At 44.4% G+C, this 18,821-nt stretch carries 14 protein-coding genes; 4 read left to right on the top strand and 10 right to left on the bottom strand.

Features of this window, described 5'->3' with window-relative positions; all coding sequences use genetic code 11:
* The 3 genes from AWH61_RS10280 to AWH61_RS10270 all read left to right on the top strand — a co-directional run bounded on the left by AWH61_RS10280 (nt 1) and on the right by AWH61_RS10270 (nt 5,487).
* The gene (locus AWH61_RS10280) at nt 1-579 is read left to right on the top strand and encodes a thymidine kinase (RefSeq protein ID WP_014950261.1); all 579 of its coding nucleotides are present in this window, start codon (nt 1-3) and stop codon (nt 577-579) included.
* Between the two features lie 351 nt (nt 580-930).
* Complete coding sequence (locus tag AWH61_RS10275; protein WP_014977109.1) at nt 931-3,834, top strand: TonB-dependent receptor; 2,904 nt, start codon at nt 931-933, stop codon at nt 3,832-3,834.
* A 150-nt stretch (nt 3,835-3,984) separates the two neighbouring features.
* Nucleotides 3,985-5,487, top strand: a complete 1,503-nt coding sequence (locus tag AWH61_RS10270) for a tryptophan halogenase family protein (RefSeq protein WP_075176999.1) — start codon at nt 3,985-3,987, stop codon at nt 5,485-5,487.
* 15 nt (nt 5,488-5,502) lie between these two features.
* Here AWH61_RS10270 and AWH61_RS10265 read toward each other — a convergent pair whose 3' ends face one another.
* Both AWH61_RS10265 and upp read right to left on the bottom strand, forming a co-directional pair.
* The gene (locus AWH61_RS10265; protein WP_075176998.1) at nt 5,503-6,528 is read right to left on the bottom strand and encodes a LacI family DNA-binding transcriptional regulator; all 1,026 of its coding nucleotides are present in this window, start codon (nt 6,526-6,528) and stop codon (nt 5,503-5,505) included.
* A 185-nt stretch (nt 6,529-6,713) separates the two neighbouring features.
* Nucleotides 6,714-7,343 carry a uracil phosphoribosyltransferase gene (gene upp, locus AWH61_RS10260; protein WP_014999131.1) on the bottom strand — a complete coding sequence of 210 codons (630 nt, stop codon included), beginning with the start codon at nt 7,341-7,343 and terminating at the stop codon, nt 6,714-6,716.
* A 328-nt stretch (nt 7,344-7,671) separates the two neighbouring features.
* Here upp and AWH61_RS10255 point away from each other — a divergent pair, with 328 nt between their 5' ends.
* A complete protein-coding gene (locus tag AWH61_RS10255) occupies nt 7,672-8,955 on the top strand; it encodes a pectin acetylesterase-family hydrolase (RefSeq protein ID WP_039228476.1) in 1,284 nt (427 codons plus the stop codon).
* 218 nt (nt 8,956-9,173) lie between these two features.
* On the opposite strand, the gene AWH61_RS10250 is transcribed toward AWH61_RS10255, so the two are convergent.
* From AWH61_RS10250 to AWH61_RS10215, 8 genes are all read right to left on the bottom strand, one after another.
* Nucleotides 9,174-9,395 carry a helix-turn-helix domain-containing protein gene (locus AWH61_RS10250; protein ID WP_014950268.1) on the bottom strand — a complete coding sequence of 74 codons (222 nt, stop codon included), beginning with the start codon at nt 9,393-9,395 and terminating at the stop codon, nt 9,174-9,176.
* 383 nt (nt 9,396-9,778) lie between these two features.
* A complete protein-coding gene (locus tag AWH61_RS10245; protein ID WP_075176997.1) occupies nt 9,779-10,273 on the bottom strand; it encodes a WbuC family cupin fold metalloprotein in 495 nt (164 codons plus the stop codon).
* A gap of 13 nt (nt 10,274-10,286) precedes the next feature.
* Entirely contained in the window at nt 10,287-12,338 is a 2,052-nt protein-coding gene (locus tag AWH61_RS10240) for a glycoside hydrolase family 97 protein (RefSeq protein ID WP_075176996.1), read from the bottom strand.
* A gap of 94 nt (nt 12,339-12,432) precedes the next feature.
* Nucleotides 12,433-13,437 carry a ribosome biogenesis GTPase YlqF gene (gene ylqF, locus AWH61_RS10235; protein WP_075176995.1) on the bottom strand — a complete coding sequence of 335 codons (1,005 nt, stop codon included), beginning with the start codon at nt 13,435-13,437 and terminating at the stop codon, nt 12,433-12,435.
* A gap of 37 nt (nt 13,438-13,474) precedes the next feature.
* Nucleotides 13,475-14,257: a TrmH family RNA methyltransferase gene (locus AWH61_RS10230; RefSeq protein WP_075176994.1), complete on the bottom strand. Its 783-nt coding sequence runs from the start codon at nt 14,255-14,257 to the stop codon at nt 13,475-13,477.
* Nucleotides 14,258-14,381: 124 nt separating this feature from the next.
* Nucleotides 14,382-15,131, bottom strand: coding sequence for a transglutaminase-like domain-containing protein (locus AWH61_RS10225; protein ID WP_249922636.1), 750 nt, complete (start codon nt 15,129-15,131; stop codon nt 14,382-14,384).
* Between the two features lie 146 nt (nt 15,132-15,277).
* Complete coding sequence (locus AWH61_RS10220; protein ID WP_075176993.1) at nt 15,278-16,516, bottom strand: hypothetical protein; 1,239 nt, start codon at nt 16,514-16,516, stop codon at nt 15,278-15,280.
* A gap of 44 nt (nt 16,517-16,560) precedes the next feature.
* Nucleotides 16,561-18,591, bottom strand: coding sequence for an aminotransferase class I/II-fold pyridoxal phosphate-dependent enzyme (locus tag AWH61_RS10215; protein ID WP_083605909.1), 2,031 nt, complete (start codon nt 18,589-18,591; stop codon nt 16,561-16,563).
* Nucleotides 18,592-18,821: the final 230 nt, after the last annotated feature.

Here is an 18,821-nt window from a genome sequence, read left to right as displayed (position 1 = left end):
ATGGCTCAACTTTATTTTTATTACTCTGCAATGAACGCAGGGAAGTCTACATCACTCCTCCAATCAGCTTATAACTACCGTGAACGCGGTATGCATTCGGTGATTTATACCGCAGCGCTAGATGATCGATACGGCGTTGGGAAAGTCACTTCTCGTATCGGCTTACAAGCAGATGCCAAGCTATACGCAAAAGGCGATGATTTGTTTGCCTCAATAAGCAAAGACTGCGAAGCGTTAAAGCCCGACTGCATTTTTATTGACGAAGCACAGTTCTTAACAAAGGCACAAGTAAAGCAGCTAGTGGACGTAGTTGATGAACTTGATGTGCCGGTACTAGCCTACGGCCTGCGTACCGACTTTTTAGGTGAAACCTTTGAAGGCAGTCACTATTTACTGGCTTGGGCAGATAAACTATCTGAACTAAAAACCGTTTGCCATTGCGGCAAAAAAGCAAGTTTCGTGGTGCGTTTAGACGAAAATGGCAATGCAGTAAAAAATGGTGATCAAGTACAAATTGGCGGCAACGACACCTATGAATCAATGTGTCGCAAGCACTTTAAAGAACTGGTTTGGGACTAAATCCCAACGTCAAGTAACCTAACTAAAATAAGCGGTCACTGAACCTCATATCTGTTGCGGGCTATAGCATTTATTGTCCGCTTCTCATTCTCTAAAAAATTTGCCACTCCCCCTTCTGCTCTTTGCCAGATTTCAATCGGCGTTATCCAAACTTTCTCGGTACTATCTAGAGGAAGTAAGAAAAAGCATTAAGCATTCTTTCTAGCCACGAATAGCCGTTTATGACCTGTATTTGAAAACACTTTTCTTAAACAATTAAGAAAACACTTGCGTATGAGTAAAACAACTACTATTGTTAAAACGTTGTAAATAATAAAACCTTTGTTTAACACACTCAGCAAGGTATGACTCATGAAGCACACCAGTACGTTTAAACCTGCGTTAATCGCTATTTCAATTACCGCCGCCCTTAACAGCGGTTCAGTAGTAGCACAAGACACACCAGACGACGAACAAGTAGAAATTATTCAAGTTTCGGGTATTCGAGGCTCTTTAATGCGCGCCCAAGCGGTGAAAATGGACAACGATTCCATTGTTGAAGCCATTTCCGCAGAAGACATTGGTAAGCTTCCAGACTCTTCAATCGCAGAATCACTTGCCCGCTTGCCGGGCCTATCAGGTGAGCGCGTAGGCGGACGAACGTCTGGTATTTCGGTACGTGGCTTCAAAGAAGACTTTACCGGCACCTCGCTGAACGGACGAGAGCTTATCGGGATTGGCGATAACCGTGGCGTAGAGTACGACTTATACCCTGCTGAAATCATGACAGGCGCCACTATTTACAAAACCTCTGACGCGTCGCTTATTGTCCAAGGCATAGGCGGCACGGTTGACTTACAGACAGTACGCCCTCTAGCAGCCCAGGAAACCCTTACCGTCACTGGGGTCTACGAACTTGGTGGCAACGATTCAGATAATCCAGAGTTCGACAATAGCGGCAACCGTTTTGCCCTTTCCTTTGTAGAAAAATTTGCAGATGACACGGTAGGTCTCGCACTTGCCATTGCATCAACGGAGTCCCCCAGAAACGAGAGAAAATACGGTGTTTGGGGTTATGGTGAGAACGATGATGGCCAAGTGCTTCCGTTTGGTTTAGACACTCAGGCCATTAGTCGCGTGCTAGAACGCGACACGATTTCAGCCATTCTTCAATGGCGTCCCACCGATAGACTAGACATTGTTTTTGATGCGCTAGATATTGATTATTCCGACTCAGGTGTTATTCGCGGTTTCATCGAACCCTTCGCTGCGGCAAATGTAAGCGGTACAGGCATTAACAACTCGGGCACGCAAGTTAACGCGAATCCAGTACTGCGTACAGATCCCGCGCAAAAAGATGGCGAGCTTCAAACCTTCGGTTTAAATATCAAATACGACATAACCGATGAGTGGTCTCTTACTTTAGACGTGGCAGACAGTGAGTCGAACAAACGTGACTTGCGTGGTGAATCATACGCTGGTTTAGCGCGTTCTGGTGCGCTCGGCGAAGGGCAATTAGGTTCACGTCAATTCGAAATGAGCACTGATGGTATTTACTTTACCGGCAGTAGCGGCCTTGATGCATTCTCTGATCCCACCATGTTACAGCTTGCGGGTCCTCAAGTTTGGGGGGGCGGTATGGCTAACATTGCCGATCAGTTTACCACCGATGTTTTACAGGCAAATGGTCAACCTTACAGCTATTTCAACGCCCAAGATGGCTTCCTGAACTTTGCTGATTTTGAAGAAGAGCTGACCACAATACGTTTTGAGGCAGTTGGTTATGTAGATTGGGGAATCTTCAACACTTTTACGGCTGGCGTAAACTATAGCGACCGATACAAAGCAAAAGATAACAAAGGTTTCTTCGCAACCGCATCATCTTATCCATTTTCTGAAGCGATCCCTGAGCAGTATCTGTACAACGGCTTAGCTGACTTAACCTGGGCTGGCATGGGTTACGTTGTAGCCTACGACGGCTTTGCCCCTTATAACGATGGTGAATATACGCTTAATGATGCAGGGCTTCTAGAACCTGATCGTTTAGGTGATACCTACACCATTGATGAAGAAGTAACTACACTATACGCCCAGCTAGACTTTGAGACTGAAGTTCAAGGTTTCAATGTAAAAGGTAACGTGGGTGCACAATATGTACAAACGGACCAAAGCTCAACGGGTTTCATTGGTATTGTAGGCCCGAACTTTGCCGTGTGTGACGACGATGGCAACCAAGTGGTTGATGCGGACTGTATTATTACCGATGGCGATGATTACTCTCACTTCCTACCTAGCCTGAACGTAAGTGTCGAACTTAATGAGAATCGCTACCTGCGCTTGGCGGCATCGAAAACCATTAGTCGAGCGCGTATCGACCAAATGAAAGCATCGGGCTTTGTTAAGTTTGATCAAAATATTGAGCTGATTGCTACAGAGAATTCTGAGGCGGCGGTGAGAGAGTTCGGGTCGCCTTGGTCTAAATTTACGGGTAACCCCACCCTTCGTCCGTTAGAAGCCAATAACTTTGACATTTCATTTGAAAACTACTTCGATGAAGAAGGTTATGTCTCAATTGCGCTTTTCTATAAAGATCTGGTTAATTGGACCCGCGACGGCAACCAGCTTATTGATTTCACGAATGACGTAACCAATGACGGTGCTAACTACTTCATCCCTGGATTCCATGACAGGATAGTGGACGTTGCGGGTAACTACGGCCCGCAAGACACGCCTTACGAAGTGGGCGATTTAGTAACTCCGCCAGACCAAGGCTTCTATTCATTCTTCGAAGATGGCCTAAAAGGTGAAATGAAAGGGGTTGAGCTAACGGCCAATGTTCCTTTGAGAATGCTCACTGACTCTCTGGATGGATTTGGTATTGCCGCTTCTGCGACAATCCTAGATGCGGAGCTTGAAGATGGCACAGCCATTCCAGGCCAATCAGACAATACGTACAGCATTACAGCGTACTATGAGATGAACGGCTTTGAGATTAGGGTTGCGGCAACCGATCGTTCTGAGTTCCTCACATATCAGCGTGGAGGTTCAAACAAAATTGAGCCAGCAACTCGTAACGCCGTTACCCAAGTCGATGCTCAAATTAGCTACGATTTTGCAGATAGCGGAATTGAGTACTTGGAAGGGCTAAGAGTATCGTTACAAGGCGTCAACCTGACTGATGAGAAAGAAGAAACCATTGATGATGCGGGCATTGTTACGCTCCGCCGCGAGTTTGGTCCTTCTTATATGCTAAACCTCAACTATTCGTTCTATTAAAAGGGACTATCCCTTTTGAACGTACGAAAATAATGGCACGCATCTTTAGATAGTGGATACGTGCCTAGCATTACTGCCATGTAAAGTGTGGCAGTAATGCGCAACTCTGATACTGTTTAATTTTACCCTTCTTTTATTGCAGAGCCTTTAATGACAACACCACACCGAATTGTTATTGCTGGAGGCGGCACAGCAGGTTGGATGGCTGCCAACCTTTTAGCTCACCGCTGGGCTAATCAAGCTGTGACCATCACACTCATAGAATCAGAAGACATTGGCACAATAGGCGTAGGCGAAGGCTCGACACCGACTCTCAAGCGTTTCTTCCAAACTCTTGATATTCCTGAGTATGATTGGATGGAAGAGTGCCAAGCAACGTATAAAGTTAATATCAAGTTCACGGGCTGGAATGGCAATAATTCACACAGCTACTCTCACCCCTTTATTAGCCAGTTAGATGTTTTTAGTGAACGGGCATTTCACGTTAACGCCTTAACCAGAAGACTGGGCCTCGATGTTGAAACTCGACCTGATAAGTTTCTTATGGCTGGGTATTTGGCAAAGAAAAACCTTGCTCCACTTCCCTCACATAATTTTCCATTCGATATAGAATACGGCTACCACTTTGACTCTCTAAAACTTGGACGATTCTTACGCGAGCGCGCTAAATCAAAAGGCGTATATCACGTTGTTGGTAATATTGAATCGGTGCATACCTCACCATCTGGCGACATTTCACGTCTCGTCTGTCAAGACGGACAAAAACTTGATGGAGACCTGTTCATAGATTGCACAGGGTTTTCAGGGCTCCTTTTACAAAAGACGCTAGGCGTACCGTTTAGGGACTTTAGTGACAACCTATTCAATGACTCGGCCGTTGTGTTGCCTACCCCTTCATGCGCTAATTTACCGGTTGAAACCGAATCGGTTGCCATGTCGAACGGTTGGCGTTGGCAGATACCGCTTCGTAACCGCACGGGAAACGGGTATGTGTATAGTCAGCAGTACCAAGAGAAAGACGCTGCAGAATGTGAATTGCGACGCGCATTGGGGATGGAAAATACCGATGTTGAAGCAAAGCACTTGTCTATGCGTGTAGGTCAATGTGAAAGGCATTGGGAGAAGAATTGTCTTGCACTAGGCTTGTCGCAAGGGTTTATTGAACCTTTAGAAGCAACGGCACTACACCTAGTTCAAACGAGCATCGAGCTTTTCGCGGACAACTATTCTTTCAACGAAAATAGTGCTCAACAGAGACAGGCGTTTAATCAGGAAGTTTCAGAGCGCTTTGAACGCGTCCGAGATTATATCGTGTGTCATTACAAGCTAAACGGGCGCAACGACAGTGACTATTGGAGAGACAACAGAGCTAACATGAAGCTGTCCGAATCACTGCTTAGTTTACTAGATGTGTGGTACAGAAAAGGGGATATTGTTGAGGAAATAAAGCGCCAAGGTATTGGTCGACATTTCAGCACTACGTCGTGGCACTGTTTGTTGTCTGGCTATGGTGTATTCCCGCCACCGGCACTCAATCAGCCCGCTTCTTTGAAGGAAAGCGGCGATCTTTTTGAAGAAAAGAAACTTGCCGCATTTTTTAATCGCTGCTCGTTAAACTTTGATAAGCAATCTACCTTATTTAACGCGGGCTGAACCTCTTGGCTCAGCCTATACCGTCTCGCCGACTTGCAATTCAAAAGGCAGCGTACTCTTTGCTGTTACTTGATTAAGCAGTGCTTTTGTTGCTTCTACGCCTTTGCCACTGCTGGATTGGCAAACTGTAGTAAGACGCGGGCGCGCGCGCTCGGCTTCCCCAATACCATCAAACCCTGTAATTTTCAGCTCTTCCGGTACCTTAATATTCATATCCAAGGCTAAGTGAAGTAGCTCAAGGGCTATAATGTCACTCATACACAAAACCACATTAGGTCTTGGAGAGCTGGTCAGTACTTCTTTGGCTGCCTGTCTTGCAAAGTGTCTGTCACTTTCTGGAAGGTGCCAAATACGCTCATTGCTTACCGTGATGTTCTTTTCTTCAGCGGCCCTTAAATAACCATCAAGTCGACGGTGAGCAATTGAGCTGTCTACGTCAATCAACGGACTATCGTAAATACGACATGTAGAAGGCGAGTCAATCAGGCGAAGCCCAAAGATTGCCACATTGTCACCTTCATTTAACGCATGAGACGCAACGCGATAGGCCGCCTCTTCGTTATCAATATTAATAGATGGCTTGTCTTCGATATCAAAGTCAACGGTGACCACAGGTTTTGGCGACACTGCCAACTCCGCTACCAAGTTACTGTTGCGCGGTTGTCCGTAACAGATAAAACCATCAACAAAATCTACAACATCAAGAATGCTGTCAGAGTCGCCCGCGTACAGTAACAAATGCTTGCCATTTTCTTGAAGCGCAGAAGAAACACCTTTAATAAAAGTACTCGCGACGGGGTCACTCACCATATATGAAATGCTGTCGGCTAATACTAAAGCCACAATATTTGATGTGCCCTTTCTGAGGATCTGTGCTGCTTTATTGGGGCCGCTGTAACCAATCTTTTTGCACTGCACTAAAATCTCTTCGCGCTTCGCTTTTGATAATTGGTCCGGGCGGTTAAATGCATTTGAAATGGTTGCCGTTGAAACGCCCAACTGTTCAGCAACATCTTTTAGGGTAAGTTTTGTTTTATTCATTATTTTTAGCTCTTTTCACGAAACTAACTACCCAGATTTAAAAACAAAAAAGGGTAGCAAGCGTGCGCTCTGACTACCCTTTGACTATATCATTAACTTAAACGTTTAACGCGTGAAATTTAGCGCTAATTCGATGAGTTGTGTAACAAATTGCTCAATGGCATAATTTTTAGAAATTTTCGCTCTTAGCGCGTGCCAAAGATTTTGTCTCCAGCATCTCCTAATCCCGGTAGGATATAGCCTTTCTCATTCAATCTATCATCGATTGCGGCGGTAAAGATATCAACATCAGGGTGTGCTTCAACAACGGCTTTAATGCCTTCAGGCGCAGCAACAAGGAATAGTCCCATTATTTTTCGACAGCCTTTCTTTTTCAAAAGGTCGATTGTTGCAATCAAAGTACCGCCAGTGGCTAGCATCGGGTCAACAATTAGTGCAGTACGTTCATCAATATTTTTAACCACTTTATCAAAGTAGGCGACCGGCTGAAGCGTATCTTCATCACGGTACAGACCCACTACGCTAATCTTCGCATTTGGAATTAGTTCAAGTACCCCTTCAAGCATACCTAGGCCTGCACGAAGAATAGGAACGACAGTAATTTTTTTGCCTTTAATTTGTCTTACTTCTACCTCATCGCCCGACCAGCTTTTGATCTTAGCCCTTTCGGTAGGCAGTGTTCGCGTTGCTTCATAAGTCAGAAGGTTCCCTACTTCAGAGGCAAGCTCGCGAAAGTCTTTGCTGCTAATTTTAGCGTATCGCATAAGCCCTAGTTTGTGCGCAATAAGCGGGTGGGTAATTTCGTGAACGGCCATGTAAGACTCCTTGTAATCGATTTAGCTATATTTTAACCCAGAAGTATTTTAGTTAAAGCGATTAGTCGTAAAAATATGTTTATTCAATGCTTTAAAACGCCACATCAACGCTAGACAGAGTGGATAAATGCTATAACCTATTGCGTAGGCTATAGCCACAGTTCGTGGCGCAATTCACGATCATGAATGTATAGCGCTCGCTATGAATTGTCGTAGTTACGCGCTAATGAGATCGATTGAGAAAGTTTCAGGAAGTTCAATTTTCTCAAAACAGCCGAATCAAACTTACTATTCAAACCATGTTTATCTATGTCAAAAGGAATTGTTTATGCATTCTTACGCTAAACGTTTTCGCTATTTTGCTGTAATGGCACTGAGTTTCTGTGCCCATAATGCCTTTGCACAATGGGAGCAAATCACTCCTGAAAATGAGGTGGTGGTATCAGTACCTGGCGGCGGTGAAAAAACCGTGTACCCATCATGTTCTCTTCCCGCTTTACCGGGACCAGAGGGGTTAGCCCCCAACCCATTCTCGTTTTATTTCGAACAAGGAGAAAGTGATAACCTACTTATCTACTTCAATGGTGGCGGCGCCTGCTGGGACAGTGCCACTTGCTTAGCGTCAATGCAGCTTGAGTTTGACGACAACCCGATGTCGCGAGCCGCTTATAACCCATCAGCCGTAATCGAAAATACGCCATTTATTTCAGGCGGAATATTTGAAGATACACAAGAGAACCCTTTTCAAACTTGGTCAAAAGTTTTCATTCCCTACTGTACTGGCGACCTACACTTAGGCTCAAAAGACACGCAGTACGTCGACGAGCTTGGTATCGTTACAGGTCTACCTGGTGCCGAAGTTACTTTAAAGCACCGTGGTCACGACAACGCGCTAGTTGTTATGCAGTGGATTAAAGAAAAACTGAACAACGATGATTTATCACCCAACAAAGTGCTACTCAGTGGAAGCAGTGCGGGCGGTTATGGTGCAACGTTCAACTTCCCCTACTTCCAATCGCTGTTTGGTCGCACAAAGGTTGCCCTCTTCGCTGATGCGTCGCTTGGTGTTATATCCCGAGGCTTTACGCAAACAGTCCTAAACTATCAAGGGCCATGGGGGATAGAAGATACACTACCACGTAATTTCCAATCACTGATTGGCAATTTTAACCATCTAACGCTCAATAAGCAGGTGATGCTGCGATTAGCTTATCAGTACCCTTGGAACCGTTTTGCGCAATATTCAACAGGAACCGACATTGTTCAAATTCAGTTTTCTAAAATCTCTGATCAGGTCTCTAGAGGTAATTTAGACCCAACGACATGGGGTGTAACAGAATCTGATTTAGGCTACATACTTGGCTGGCAGCTTCAGGCTAATGCGTCACTTCATGCGCTGTCAGCTTTCACATGGAATTATCAATTTTACCTTGGTGAAGGCACCTGCCACATGGTGCTAAACGATTTTTGTGAAGATAATGCTTTCCCAGTATCCTCACCTAGCCCATTTTATAATGAGCAGAGTGCGCGGGGTATTTCCTTTAACGAATGGCTACACACGTTTGCTACGTCACGCCGCTTTAGAGAAAATAGCGCGGCATACTATCACTAGGATACGTAGTGCGAACTTGTAATAAAAAGTAATCAATAACATGGCAAGTCCAACCCAGCAGTGGTTGGATTAGCCATATTTTTACCTGCGGTAACACGCCGCGATTACGAACATTTTAAGTCTCGCTGAGTGGGTAATAATCTATAAGGACTGGTATTAAAACTAGGATTTGTCGTTCCTTGCTGTGCATTTATGCAGCAACAAATTAACACGCCCTACTACCCAACTTGTAAAGTAGCACCATCAGGCATAGTTACTTCAATTTTCATGTTCCCGCCAACCGCAGCTAAATATGCAGCCGCACGTTGAAGTGAAACGTCCTGAATACGTTTTGATTCCAACTTACTTACACCAGAAGCTGTGACCGATAACGCCATTGCTACTACTTCCTGTTTAACTCTGTGCTGCTTTCTGATGTCACCTAATGTGATTTCTTTCATTGTCTTTTACCGAGAATTACGGGCATTAAAAAAGCCCAGATGGTGATACCTTCTGGGCTTTTGCAAAACGTTCTACCTGCAGTGCCCAGAAGCCAATACTTGCCCCTGAACACCGACGGTCAGGTGCAATCAGTAATTAAAATTATAAAAATAACCAGTTGAAACGTTTTGCATGATAATTCTCTTTTCACAATGTGCTTGTACAAACGACCCTGTGCCGCGACTAAGCTAAATGTTGAGGCTTCGGTGCTTTTCAAAAATTCAGCAGCGGCCTTATGTCACTTATCCTTAACCATACCATGTAGATAAGCAATAGCAATGACTTTCCAAAAAGGAAAGTGTCTAAAACATGCTATAAGTGCGTGATTAGACAAGAAGTGCCTTTAAAAGGCTACGCTATCACCCACCGCCGCTTGCTTGAGTGATGCTAGAAAATTGGGGACCTGGTCGTTTCCTTCTTCAGGAGACCAGCTTGCAAAACCTTTATCATCGGTGACTTCGTAAGGGCCCTGTTTAACTTCCATGAAAACTACTGGCCGGTGGCATACCGTTGCGTGCCAAGTGTTAGGAGGAATCTCAATTCCGCTGGTCTCTCCACGAGCCGTTAGCGTTACTCTGTTTTCAACGTCGCCATCGTCGCTGAAAAATAGAATGTCCAACTCGCCCTCTACCACCATGAAGAACTCCCACTTATGAGACTGTACATGTCGATGAGGCCGCACGTAGGAGTCAGGCATCATTGCAATAAACAAACGCTGTACCATGTCGGTATAAGATTTATGTACGTTCAAATTAGCCCGTCGGCGAGGACTTTCCTCAGCCGACTGTTTAAGCGTTTCAAACAACGCTTTATCAAAATACTGAATCTTATCCAACATCACTCCCTGTCTACTATTGCGATAGTAATTTAAAGCGTATCGCTCCTCCCCCCGATGGCGCAAGCTTTAATGACAAGACATCGGCAGACGTGACTACCTTTTTCTCGATGTTCATTGCGTAGGGGTTTGATTTCCAATGCGCTTTCTCTCCATCTAGATAGAGCTGCGCTTCATACTGCTGACCTTCCTCTAGAAAGGTTAATGGCAATGATAACTCTCTGGCTTCTTCATTCGTAATCGCACCAACAAACCAATCGTTTCCAGAGTAGGATTTGTGCTTGCTCGCTTTACGCGCCATTACAATATATTCGCCCACTTCCCCTTGAAGCGCTTTACTATGAGACCAGTCTGTAGGGACGTCTTTGATAAACTGAAACGCCGGTAAATTATTCTCATAATTACGAGGCAAGTCTGCAGCCATTTGGATAGGGCTATACAGCACTACGTATTGGGCCAGTTGCTTGGCAAGCGTTGTTTGAGGGCGCATTACCTCTCCTTTGCCCCACTCTATTCCGCCGTCATTTTTCCGAACATAGTCAAAGTTGAAAATGCCAGGTGTGAAATCCATCGGACCAGCGAGCATGCGAGTAAACGCCAACATAGGAATATGGTTGGGTGGATTAGGTGCTGCCCACCCTGAGTTGTATTCCTGACCACGAGCGCTTTCTCGCGATATCCAGTTTGGATAAGTACGGCGAAGGCCGGTATCTTTTACCGACTCATGAGTGTTGATAGACAACTGATATTTCGCAGCGGTTGTGACGTTTTTAATGAAATGATTTACCACGTCCTGGCTGTCGGTATATTCATAGCGCAGTACGTTGTTGTCGTCGCGTACTTTGAGATTTTGGCCGTGGGCAACATAGCCCGTTTTAATTTGAGAGACCCCCAGCTTGTTGTACAGGGCAAAACCGTCTTCCATCTGCGCTTCGTAGTTGGTTATTCCCCCCGAAGTTTCATGGTGCCCTATTAACTTCACGCCGTAGCTGGTCACCGCTTCAATATCAAAGTCTGGATAGCTTTCTGTAAAAGAAAATAGCTCTGAATTCGCTATCCAATCACCGTCCCAACCTTTATTCCAACCTTCTACCAATACACCATCAAAACCGTGTTTAGCGGCGAAGTCCATGTATTGCTTTGTGCGCTGAGTAGTAGCACCATGCTTGTTTCCAGAGCCCCACGTATACTCATCAATGTGCATTCCCCACCAAATACCTATGTATTTGCCTGGCTCAACCCAGCTCACGTCACCGAGTTTATTTGGCTCATTAAGATTCAAAACAAGGTATGAATTAACCAAATCCGTTGCGTCATTTCCTAACGTAATAGTGCGCCATGGGGTAACAAAACTGCCAGTTTTATGCACTAAACTCCCGTCGTGACGAGGTGCCAGCGACGCTGTAAAACGCCCTAACTCTTGTCTTTTAAGGCTCATACCCGCGTAATCAACAAGGGCAGCTTCATGAATAGCGACATGGGTGCCGTTTTCATATTTCACCGTGAATGGCGTGTGAGCGGTGTGAACGTCTTGCAGATTAGTGGATTGATAAACATATTCATATCTATCTCGACCATGGGCAGGGATCCAAAACGCTTTTGCTTGATGAGAATCGACTAAGTTAAATTCAGTCAGCTCTCTAGTAATTATGCGGTTACCGCTTGCAGGTAGCTCGTAGCGAAAGCCGATACCATCGTTAAAAACTCTGGCTCTTACAAGAAAAGTGCGGTCTTTATCGCTTGGGTTATAGAACTTGACCAAAAGCTCATTGTGGTTGTCGCGAATGTCTCGCTGCTCTCCCCACGGCTGCTGCCATGTTTGATCCACCGTATTCCTGCTTATCTCTTCTACTTTAAAGTCGCGATATAAAGGGGCGGCTTTTGCAAAAGTAAAACCAAGCTTACCGAGCCCTAAAACGGGTTCTCCGTTAAATGACACCCGATATTGCGCTAATTCGCCATCATCTGTGAACGATAACTTTACTTTTTTATCTGGGGAGAGAACCGACAACTCATTAGCTATTGAAGGCAAGGAGACGGCCAATAGAAGGAGCAAAAATACGCGCATAAAATATCCAACAAAAGTTGTTAACCTAATGTTAGTATCAAGTAATAGCGAATTTTTGCAACCTATTTCTTAATCGATTAAGCCTATTTTTTAGTTAGCGCTTGTTTTTCTTCATCCTACGGCTTTGTTCTTGACGCTTCTCTTCTCGTTTTTCTTTCCGATCTTTCTTATCAGGCGTTAACGAGCCTGTTTTGAATTTTGCTTTACGCTTGGCTTTCGCTTCAGCTTTCTTCGCCGCCTCAAGTGCCATTTCTTCTTTTTCAACTTCCAGCATTTCTGGTGTCTCTAGGGTTATTCGCCCCAACTTACCCGACTGCAGTTCTTTAAGCAGGATCTCGCATATTTTATGAAGATTTACGCGACCACCCGCTTGAATTGCTCCACGCGTTTTGGCGGCGGCTTCCAGAAACTCTATTTCAGTATCTGGCAACTCGTCCAGCTTATAGCGCTCCTTCATTACTTCTGGATACGCTTTAATAAGGTAATCTGCCGCAAAAAAACCGACATCGTCGTATTCCATGGCAGTATTTTTAACAGCGCCCGATGAAGCTAACCGATAAATTGAATGTGGGTTTTCAAGCTTAGGCCACAGTACTCCCGGTGTATCAAACAAGATAATACCGCTGCCTAAATTTATGCGCTGCTGGCTTTTCGTTACAGCTGGCTCGTTGCCTGTTTTAGCAATGATTCGGTCGGCTAAAATATTAATTAGCGTCGATTTACCCACGTTAGGTATACCCGTGATCATAGCTTTAATTGCTTTTGGTTGACCGTCTTTATACGAACAAATGCTTTTAACCAGCTGCATAATTTGCTTGCTGTTGCCCGGGTTATCGCTAGAGGTCGTGATCGTCTTCACGCCGCGCTCTTTCTCTAAGCTCTCCTGCCAGCGCGCAGTAATTTCTGGGTCTGCCAAATCATACTTATTAAGAATTTTAATACAGGGCTTATCGCCGCGTATTTTTGCAATTTCGGGGTTTTCACTGGAATATGGAATACGCGCGTCAAGCACCTCAATAAGAATGTCTACTTGATTAAGCGACTCTTTAATTTCTTTCAGGGCTTTGTGCATATGCCCAGGGAACCATTGTAATGCCATGGTTAATTCCTATCGTAATCGAGTTGAGGGGCTGAACTTAACGGGTTAATTCATAAGCGCAAATATTCACAGCGCTGGCTAAATTTAGCGAGTCAATCTTACCGCTTCCCGTAATGGTATACGCCTTTGCGTTAAGCTGTGATAGTGCGTCAACAGGCACGCCACGGGCTTCGTTACCAAACAGATAACACTGATAATCACCAAAAGTGTCTGAGGTAATATTGTCACCGTTCATATCCAAAAAAGCGAAGCGTTCGAACCGCTCCCCTAGGCTTTCAAGCGCCACGTTTAATTCCATGTTTACATGGAAAATAGCCCCCATACTTGAGCGTACAACTTTCGAGTTGTATGGATCTACGCTATTTGGGCTTAGTAATAATGTAAAATCACCAAACCACGCTAGCGTTCTTAGTATGGTGCCTAAGTTGCCAGGGTCTTGAACTTCATACAAATAAATGTACTTTTCGGCACTGGATTTGTTTGCTGAAATGCTGGTTTGTGACCGCTCTGAATATAACGCGGAGTTAGGAAGTGGAACGCGAGCAATAATACCTTGAGGTGATTTGGTATCGCTTAGTTGCTGCATTTGTTGAGACGATACCGTTTCTACCTTCATATTAGAGGCTGAAAAATCAAGTCTTTCTTTCACCCACGCCTCATAATCAGCTGTCACATATAGGGTGATATCACCTAATGTACTGCTGTCATGCTGAGCAACATTAATTAACTCCAAAACTAAGTGCTCTCCTTCCACCAAATAGAATCCGAACTGCGTTCTAAATTTCTTTTGATGAAGCTTTTTCACGTCACTTAGTTTCATTTGCACTGCCCTTTTTATAACTTTCGGCGCAAGTGTAAGGTATGAAACCCAAAACGCAAAGCGGCAACGCTTAATAGTGCGGTAAAAAAGGCGTCATACAATTACCAATAGGAGAAGGAATCACCTATCTTTTTTGAACAACAGTAATACTCTCGGGGCTGTTTAGTACCGCTTTAGAGAGGCTTAAAGCATAACCAGGCCCTTCATTGTTTAAGATATGGGAAGGTAAATAAAACGTTTTAGCAGACTCAGCACCGTACATTGCCGCGTCTATTCGCCACCAACGCCCATCAAACCAAAACTCATTCCATGCATGCCCAATCGCTTCTACAGTGCTGCCGTCGTCAACTATTATCGTACCAACGACGACTCTGGCTGGGATAGCCAGCGCTCGTGCTAATGCGGCAGAAAGTACCGCGTACTCAGTGCAATCTCCGCTTCTAGATTTCGCAACCGTCGATGCAAAAGAGAAGCTGTGAATATAAGAAGGCTCAGTAATATAGTTTGCAATGAATGCTTCAATCTTCGCGCCTACCTCAGCAGAGTAACTCTCTACTTTTGTTTCTTGAACGCTAGCGCCTTTGCCGTCATCCTCTGCTTTTAAACCTTTACCATAATCAGACAAGAAAGCGTCGGTTACTGCTTTAACCGACGCTTCTTCATAGTCAATTACAAACGTATTAGCGAGATATTGAGAGTCTGGGGATTGGGCATCTACCACCGCCATCACATTCTCACTTATCGAAAGCCTTAAAACACCATTATGGTGACCTGCTACTTCTATGCCACGCCACTGGCCTAAAACCGAACTCACTAAGTCGGGGTCGTAAACCTTTACATCAAGCAATATCTCTTTACCAAGGGGCAACGACACATTTTCGCTTAACGTTAGAGGAATTACTGCGAACTTAGGCGAGCTTTGCGCATAAACAATGTTGGAAGCCCAAATGCTAAGCAATAATGTGATAATAGCGACTTTTTTCTGACTATTGTATGTTTCATAAGTTATCGAAAGCCGAGTTACAACTCTGTTGGCTTACCAGACACATACATGGGTGAAATGTGGAAATCCATAGGCCCCATTTTCATTTCAGCGTTTTGCATGATAAACGCCTCATCCACTGTATAGTTGACTTTAAAACCTATGACGTCCGCAGTCAGTTTTAATAAGCCATTTTCAGTGCCATTTTTTTGCAACTCTGTAGCTGTCGCCTGGGTGGGGTCTGTGTCAGCATTCCACATATAATAGGTAGCCGACGTTTTATCTGATGCCGCAAGTTTTTGCGTTTCAAGATAGGCACCAAAGTTTGAAATAAACTCTCCGGTGAAAGCGAGTTCAGAAGAAATTGCCTTCCCTTGAATTTCACCTTCTAACACCCATTTATCGTCTGGCATAGAAACGCCCATCGCAGAACTTAATTCACTATTTTCTACTGCATACTGATAAGCGTTAATTAGCGTACCATCAGCCCGGCTCCAAGAGCGAACGCGAACATCAGTGGAAGCTACCGTGTTTTCGTCGACGGGTAATATTAACGATGTTGTCTCAACAATCTCCACATCGCCGTCGGTATCTTTTATAAACTTTTCCGACACTACTCCCACTAATTCGCCGTGCATTTTCATACCATTAATAGCGTGAAAGAAAGGCTGCGGGTTTGAGGATTTGTCTACGGCATTCACAAAAGAGGCAAACACGTCTTTAAATGTTTCTCGGTAGCCGACTTCATTGTGTAAACACACTTGAAGCCCATTTGCTGTTTCAGCAGACATCCCCTTGAGCAGGCCCGACACGCGCTGTTCAGGCTCACCAAGGTTGTACAGCAAGTTGTAGGCGAAAACCGGTGTATCACCCATCGTTGACATATCTAAACTAAAATTAAACTGGCTATCGAGCACTTTCTCCTGTGCTTTTGAAATATTGGATACTGCATATTTCATCATATTCACAAGAGAGTTTGCTAAGCCGTCATAGTCTTGAAAAGCCCAGCATTCGACGGGAGACTCTGAACCAATATCAACGGTAAAATACCAATAGTCATCAATTGGTTTAGCATCAGACCACGTACCAATAGCGGTTGCGTTGATAGGAAACACCGGTAGCGAGACTCGGGTGCGAGGCAAGTCCCTCGCCTCTTTCTTCAATGATGTATTAAACCACTCAGGTAACTGTTCGCTTGTTACATAATCTTTAGCGCTCAAAGGTGAAGCAACAAGACCTGACATTAAGCCGCATACAAGCAAAGAACGTTTCATCATTTTTAATTCCTTTTAACTTTAAGGTTTTTATTTATTAGTTCAGTTTATTCTTCAGCGACAACATAAATTTCACCGTCGTAAATACCTTGGACGGTAAGCTTCTGGCTTGCCAGTGCCTGAAGGTAATCAATATGCGCTTGTTCCACTTTCTGTCCAGGAACAATAAGCGGAATACCAGGCGGATACGGTGTAATTAAACCTGCTGCAGTGCGTCCAACGCTGTTTTGCCATGGAATGGCTTCCCTAGGGCTGAAAAACGCTTTTGACGGAAGGTCATCTAAATGAATTGGCGGAATGTCTGCCGGTAACGGACTCTTGCTCTTGCGCTTGCTTAGGTTAACGGCGCCATCATCAAGACGTTTTAACGCGTTGTATAGCCTTACAATTTTAGAGCGCATTCCACCTAGCGTAAGCAGTACTAGAATAGTGCTATGAGTGAACTTCTCTATTTCTAAACCGACTTCGTCCATCAAGAAACGATGTATTTCTTGATTAGAGTAATCTAGCGCAGATACGTCAATTAAGATTTTAAGCGGGTCGTGCCCAATGTTATCGCTTTCAAAGTGGGAAAACATATTCGCAAAGTCACTAGGCGAAAGTATTTTAAGTCGCTTGAACTTGGCCATTTGCGATTTGAGTTCGGCAACATTGCTTAATAGCTCATTAAGGATTTTGTAGCCTTCCATTTCCAGCTGCTGACGACATACATCAAGCGAGGCAATCAGTTGATACTTGGGCGAGGTACTGGTGTGAATTGCAAACACTTCTTTAAAGAAGTCTTTATCGAAATCTGGATCGTTTACATGAATAAAGGATGCTTGCGAGAACGCCGACACCACTTTGTGCGCAGAGTGAGTAATATAGTCTGCCCCAGCGGCGATAGCCGAGTAATCACGCAATGCAGGGTGGAACAAGGAATACGCAAACCATGCTTCGTCAATGAACACTTTAATGCCATGCTCGTGGGCTAAATTTACGACTTGCTTAAGGTCAGTCAATAACCCGTCGTAGGTACAGCCCGTCAGTACGATAAGTTTAGCATCAGTATTTTCTTCAATAAGCTGCTTAATTTGCGCCATTCTAGGCGGTGAGAAAATACCGTATTCAGGGTTAAATACACTGTCTAAATACACTGGCATAGCGCGCGCCTGAATAATGCCGTAGTGCACTGACTTGTGGCAGTTTCTGTCGGCAATTACTTTGTCGCCCTCACGCAACAGCGTCTGCAAAATGATTTTGTTTGATGTCGAAGAGCCGTTCGTGACGAAATAGGAATGGCGAACTTCAAATGTATTCGCGACAGCGGCTTGCGCTTTGCCGATAGCGTGAGTGCCATCTGATAGTGAGCCCAGCGAGTCTACGCTTACCGATAAGTCACTAACAAACACGTTACGACCAAAGAAGCGATAAAAATCACTGATATAGGGTGAATTTCTAAAGCTTGCGCCACCGCTGTGACCTGGCGTATGCCACGAGTCGTTAGACTCCACTACATAGTCTTTGTATTCAGTCCAAAACGGCGTTTCGTTTCTATCATCAAAGTCATTGATGATATAACCCAAAATGGACTCTGGGTCTGAAATAATGTCGTTACGATAGAAGAATGATTCAATGCCATTGGCTTGGTTTACAATATCCAACCCTTTTACTGCATCGCCTAAGACATACACGGGGAGTTCAGGGCGAATGCGTTTAATGGCGTCGATAACTCTGGCGTTATTATCAATAACAGCGTTGCGTGCAGACGACTTTTCGCTTGTGGTTTTCTCGTTCGCGTTTTGTGAACTAACGCTTTCGGCTGCGGGGCTCGTATTTTCATTAAGTACGCCATTTAAAGGTACTACGTCTGTTAGCTCTTTAACCTTCGCCACCACATCCCAGCTAAATACCACAGCCTGAATGTCACCGTCTTCACGAACAAATTGTAGTGCTTTTGCAACGGAGTTCGCTTCAAGCAGGCTTATTTCAACGTCACTTCGGTCAAAGTAAGTGATGGTGTTGCCTATACTCGAAGTGATTTGTTCCAATAAATCAACAGCATCTTCTATAACAAGAATTTTTAAATGAGGGCGCATTAACCAACCATGTAATTAATAATGAGCATTTAGCGCTAGGCTAAAACTCATAAAACTAAGAATCAATAAACTAAGAATCTATAAACAAAAACAGTAAAACTAAAAATAGTGTAACTCTGAATTTCATTGGTGTCGTGTAAACTCTTGCTATGTAGTAATAAAAGTGCGTAAACGAATTGGACGAGGGCTAAATCACGCATGCACACACCTTCCCTTCAGAACCAATTCCC

Origin of the sequence: Alteromonas sp. W12 (genome assembly GCF_001924945.1) — a bacterium.
Classification (GTDB): domain Bacteria; phylum Pseudomonadota; class Gammaproteobacteria; order Enterobacterales; family Alteromonadaceae; genus Alteromonas; species Alteromonas macleodii.
The sequence above is the reverse complement of the archived record's forward strand: the minus strand, read 5'-3'. Positions and strand labels throughout refer to the sequence as shown.

Bases quoted from the DNA above. Each gene is read 5' to 3' on its own strand.
- AWH61_RS10280 (WP_014950261.1), top strand. From the start codon at position 1: ATGGCTCAACTTTATTTTTATTACTCTGCAATGAACGCAGGGAAGTCT.
- AWH61_RS10275 (WP_014977109.1), top strand. From the start codon at position 931: ATGAAGCACACCAGTACGTTTAAACCTGCGTTAATCGCTATTTCAATT.
- AWH61_RS10270 (WP_075176999.1), top strand. From the start codon at position 3,985: ATGACAACACCACACCGAATTGTTATTGCTGGAGGCGGCACAGCAGGT.
- AWH61_RS10265 (WP_075176998.1), bottom strand. From the start codon at position 6,528: ATGAATAAAACAAAACTTACCCTAAAAGATGTTGCTGAACAGTTGGGC.
- upp (WP_014999131.1), bottom strand. From the start codon at position 7,343: ATGGCCGTTCACGAAATTACCCACCCGCTTATTGCGCACAAACTAGGG.
- AWH61_RS10255 (WP_039228476.1), top strand. From the start codon at position 7,672: ATGCATTCTTACGCTAAACGTTTTCGCTATTTTGCTGTAATGGCACTG.
- AWH61_RS10250 (WP_014950268.1), bottom strand. From the start codon at position 9,395: ATGAAAGAAATCACATTAGGTGACATCAGAAAGCAGCACAGAGTTAAA.
- AWH61_RS10245 (WP_075176997.1), bottom strand. From the start codon at position 10,273: ATGTTGGATAAGATTCAGTATTTTGATAAAGCGTTGTTTGAAACGCTT.
- AWH61_RS10240 (WP_075176996.1), bottom strand. From the start codon at position 12,338: ATGCGCGTATTTTTGCTCCTTCTATTGGCCGTCTCCTTGCCTTCAATA.
- ylqF (WP_075176995.1), bottom strand. From the start codon at position 13,437: ATGGCATTACAATGGTTCCCTGGGCATATGCACAAAGCCCTGAAAGAA.
- AWH61_RS10230 (WP_075176994.1), bottom strand. From the start codon at position 14,257: ATGAAACTAAGTGACGTGAAAAAGCTTCATCAAAAGAAATTTAGAACG.
- AWH61_RS10220 (WP_075176993.1), bottom strand. From the start codon at position 16,516: ATGATGAAACGTTCTTTGCTTGTATGCGGCTTAATGTCAGGTCTTGTT.
- AWH61_RS10215 (WP_083605909.1), bottom strand. From the start codon at position 18,591: ATGCGCCCTCATTTAAAAATTCTTGTTATAGAAGATGCTGTTGATTTA.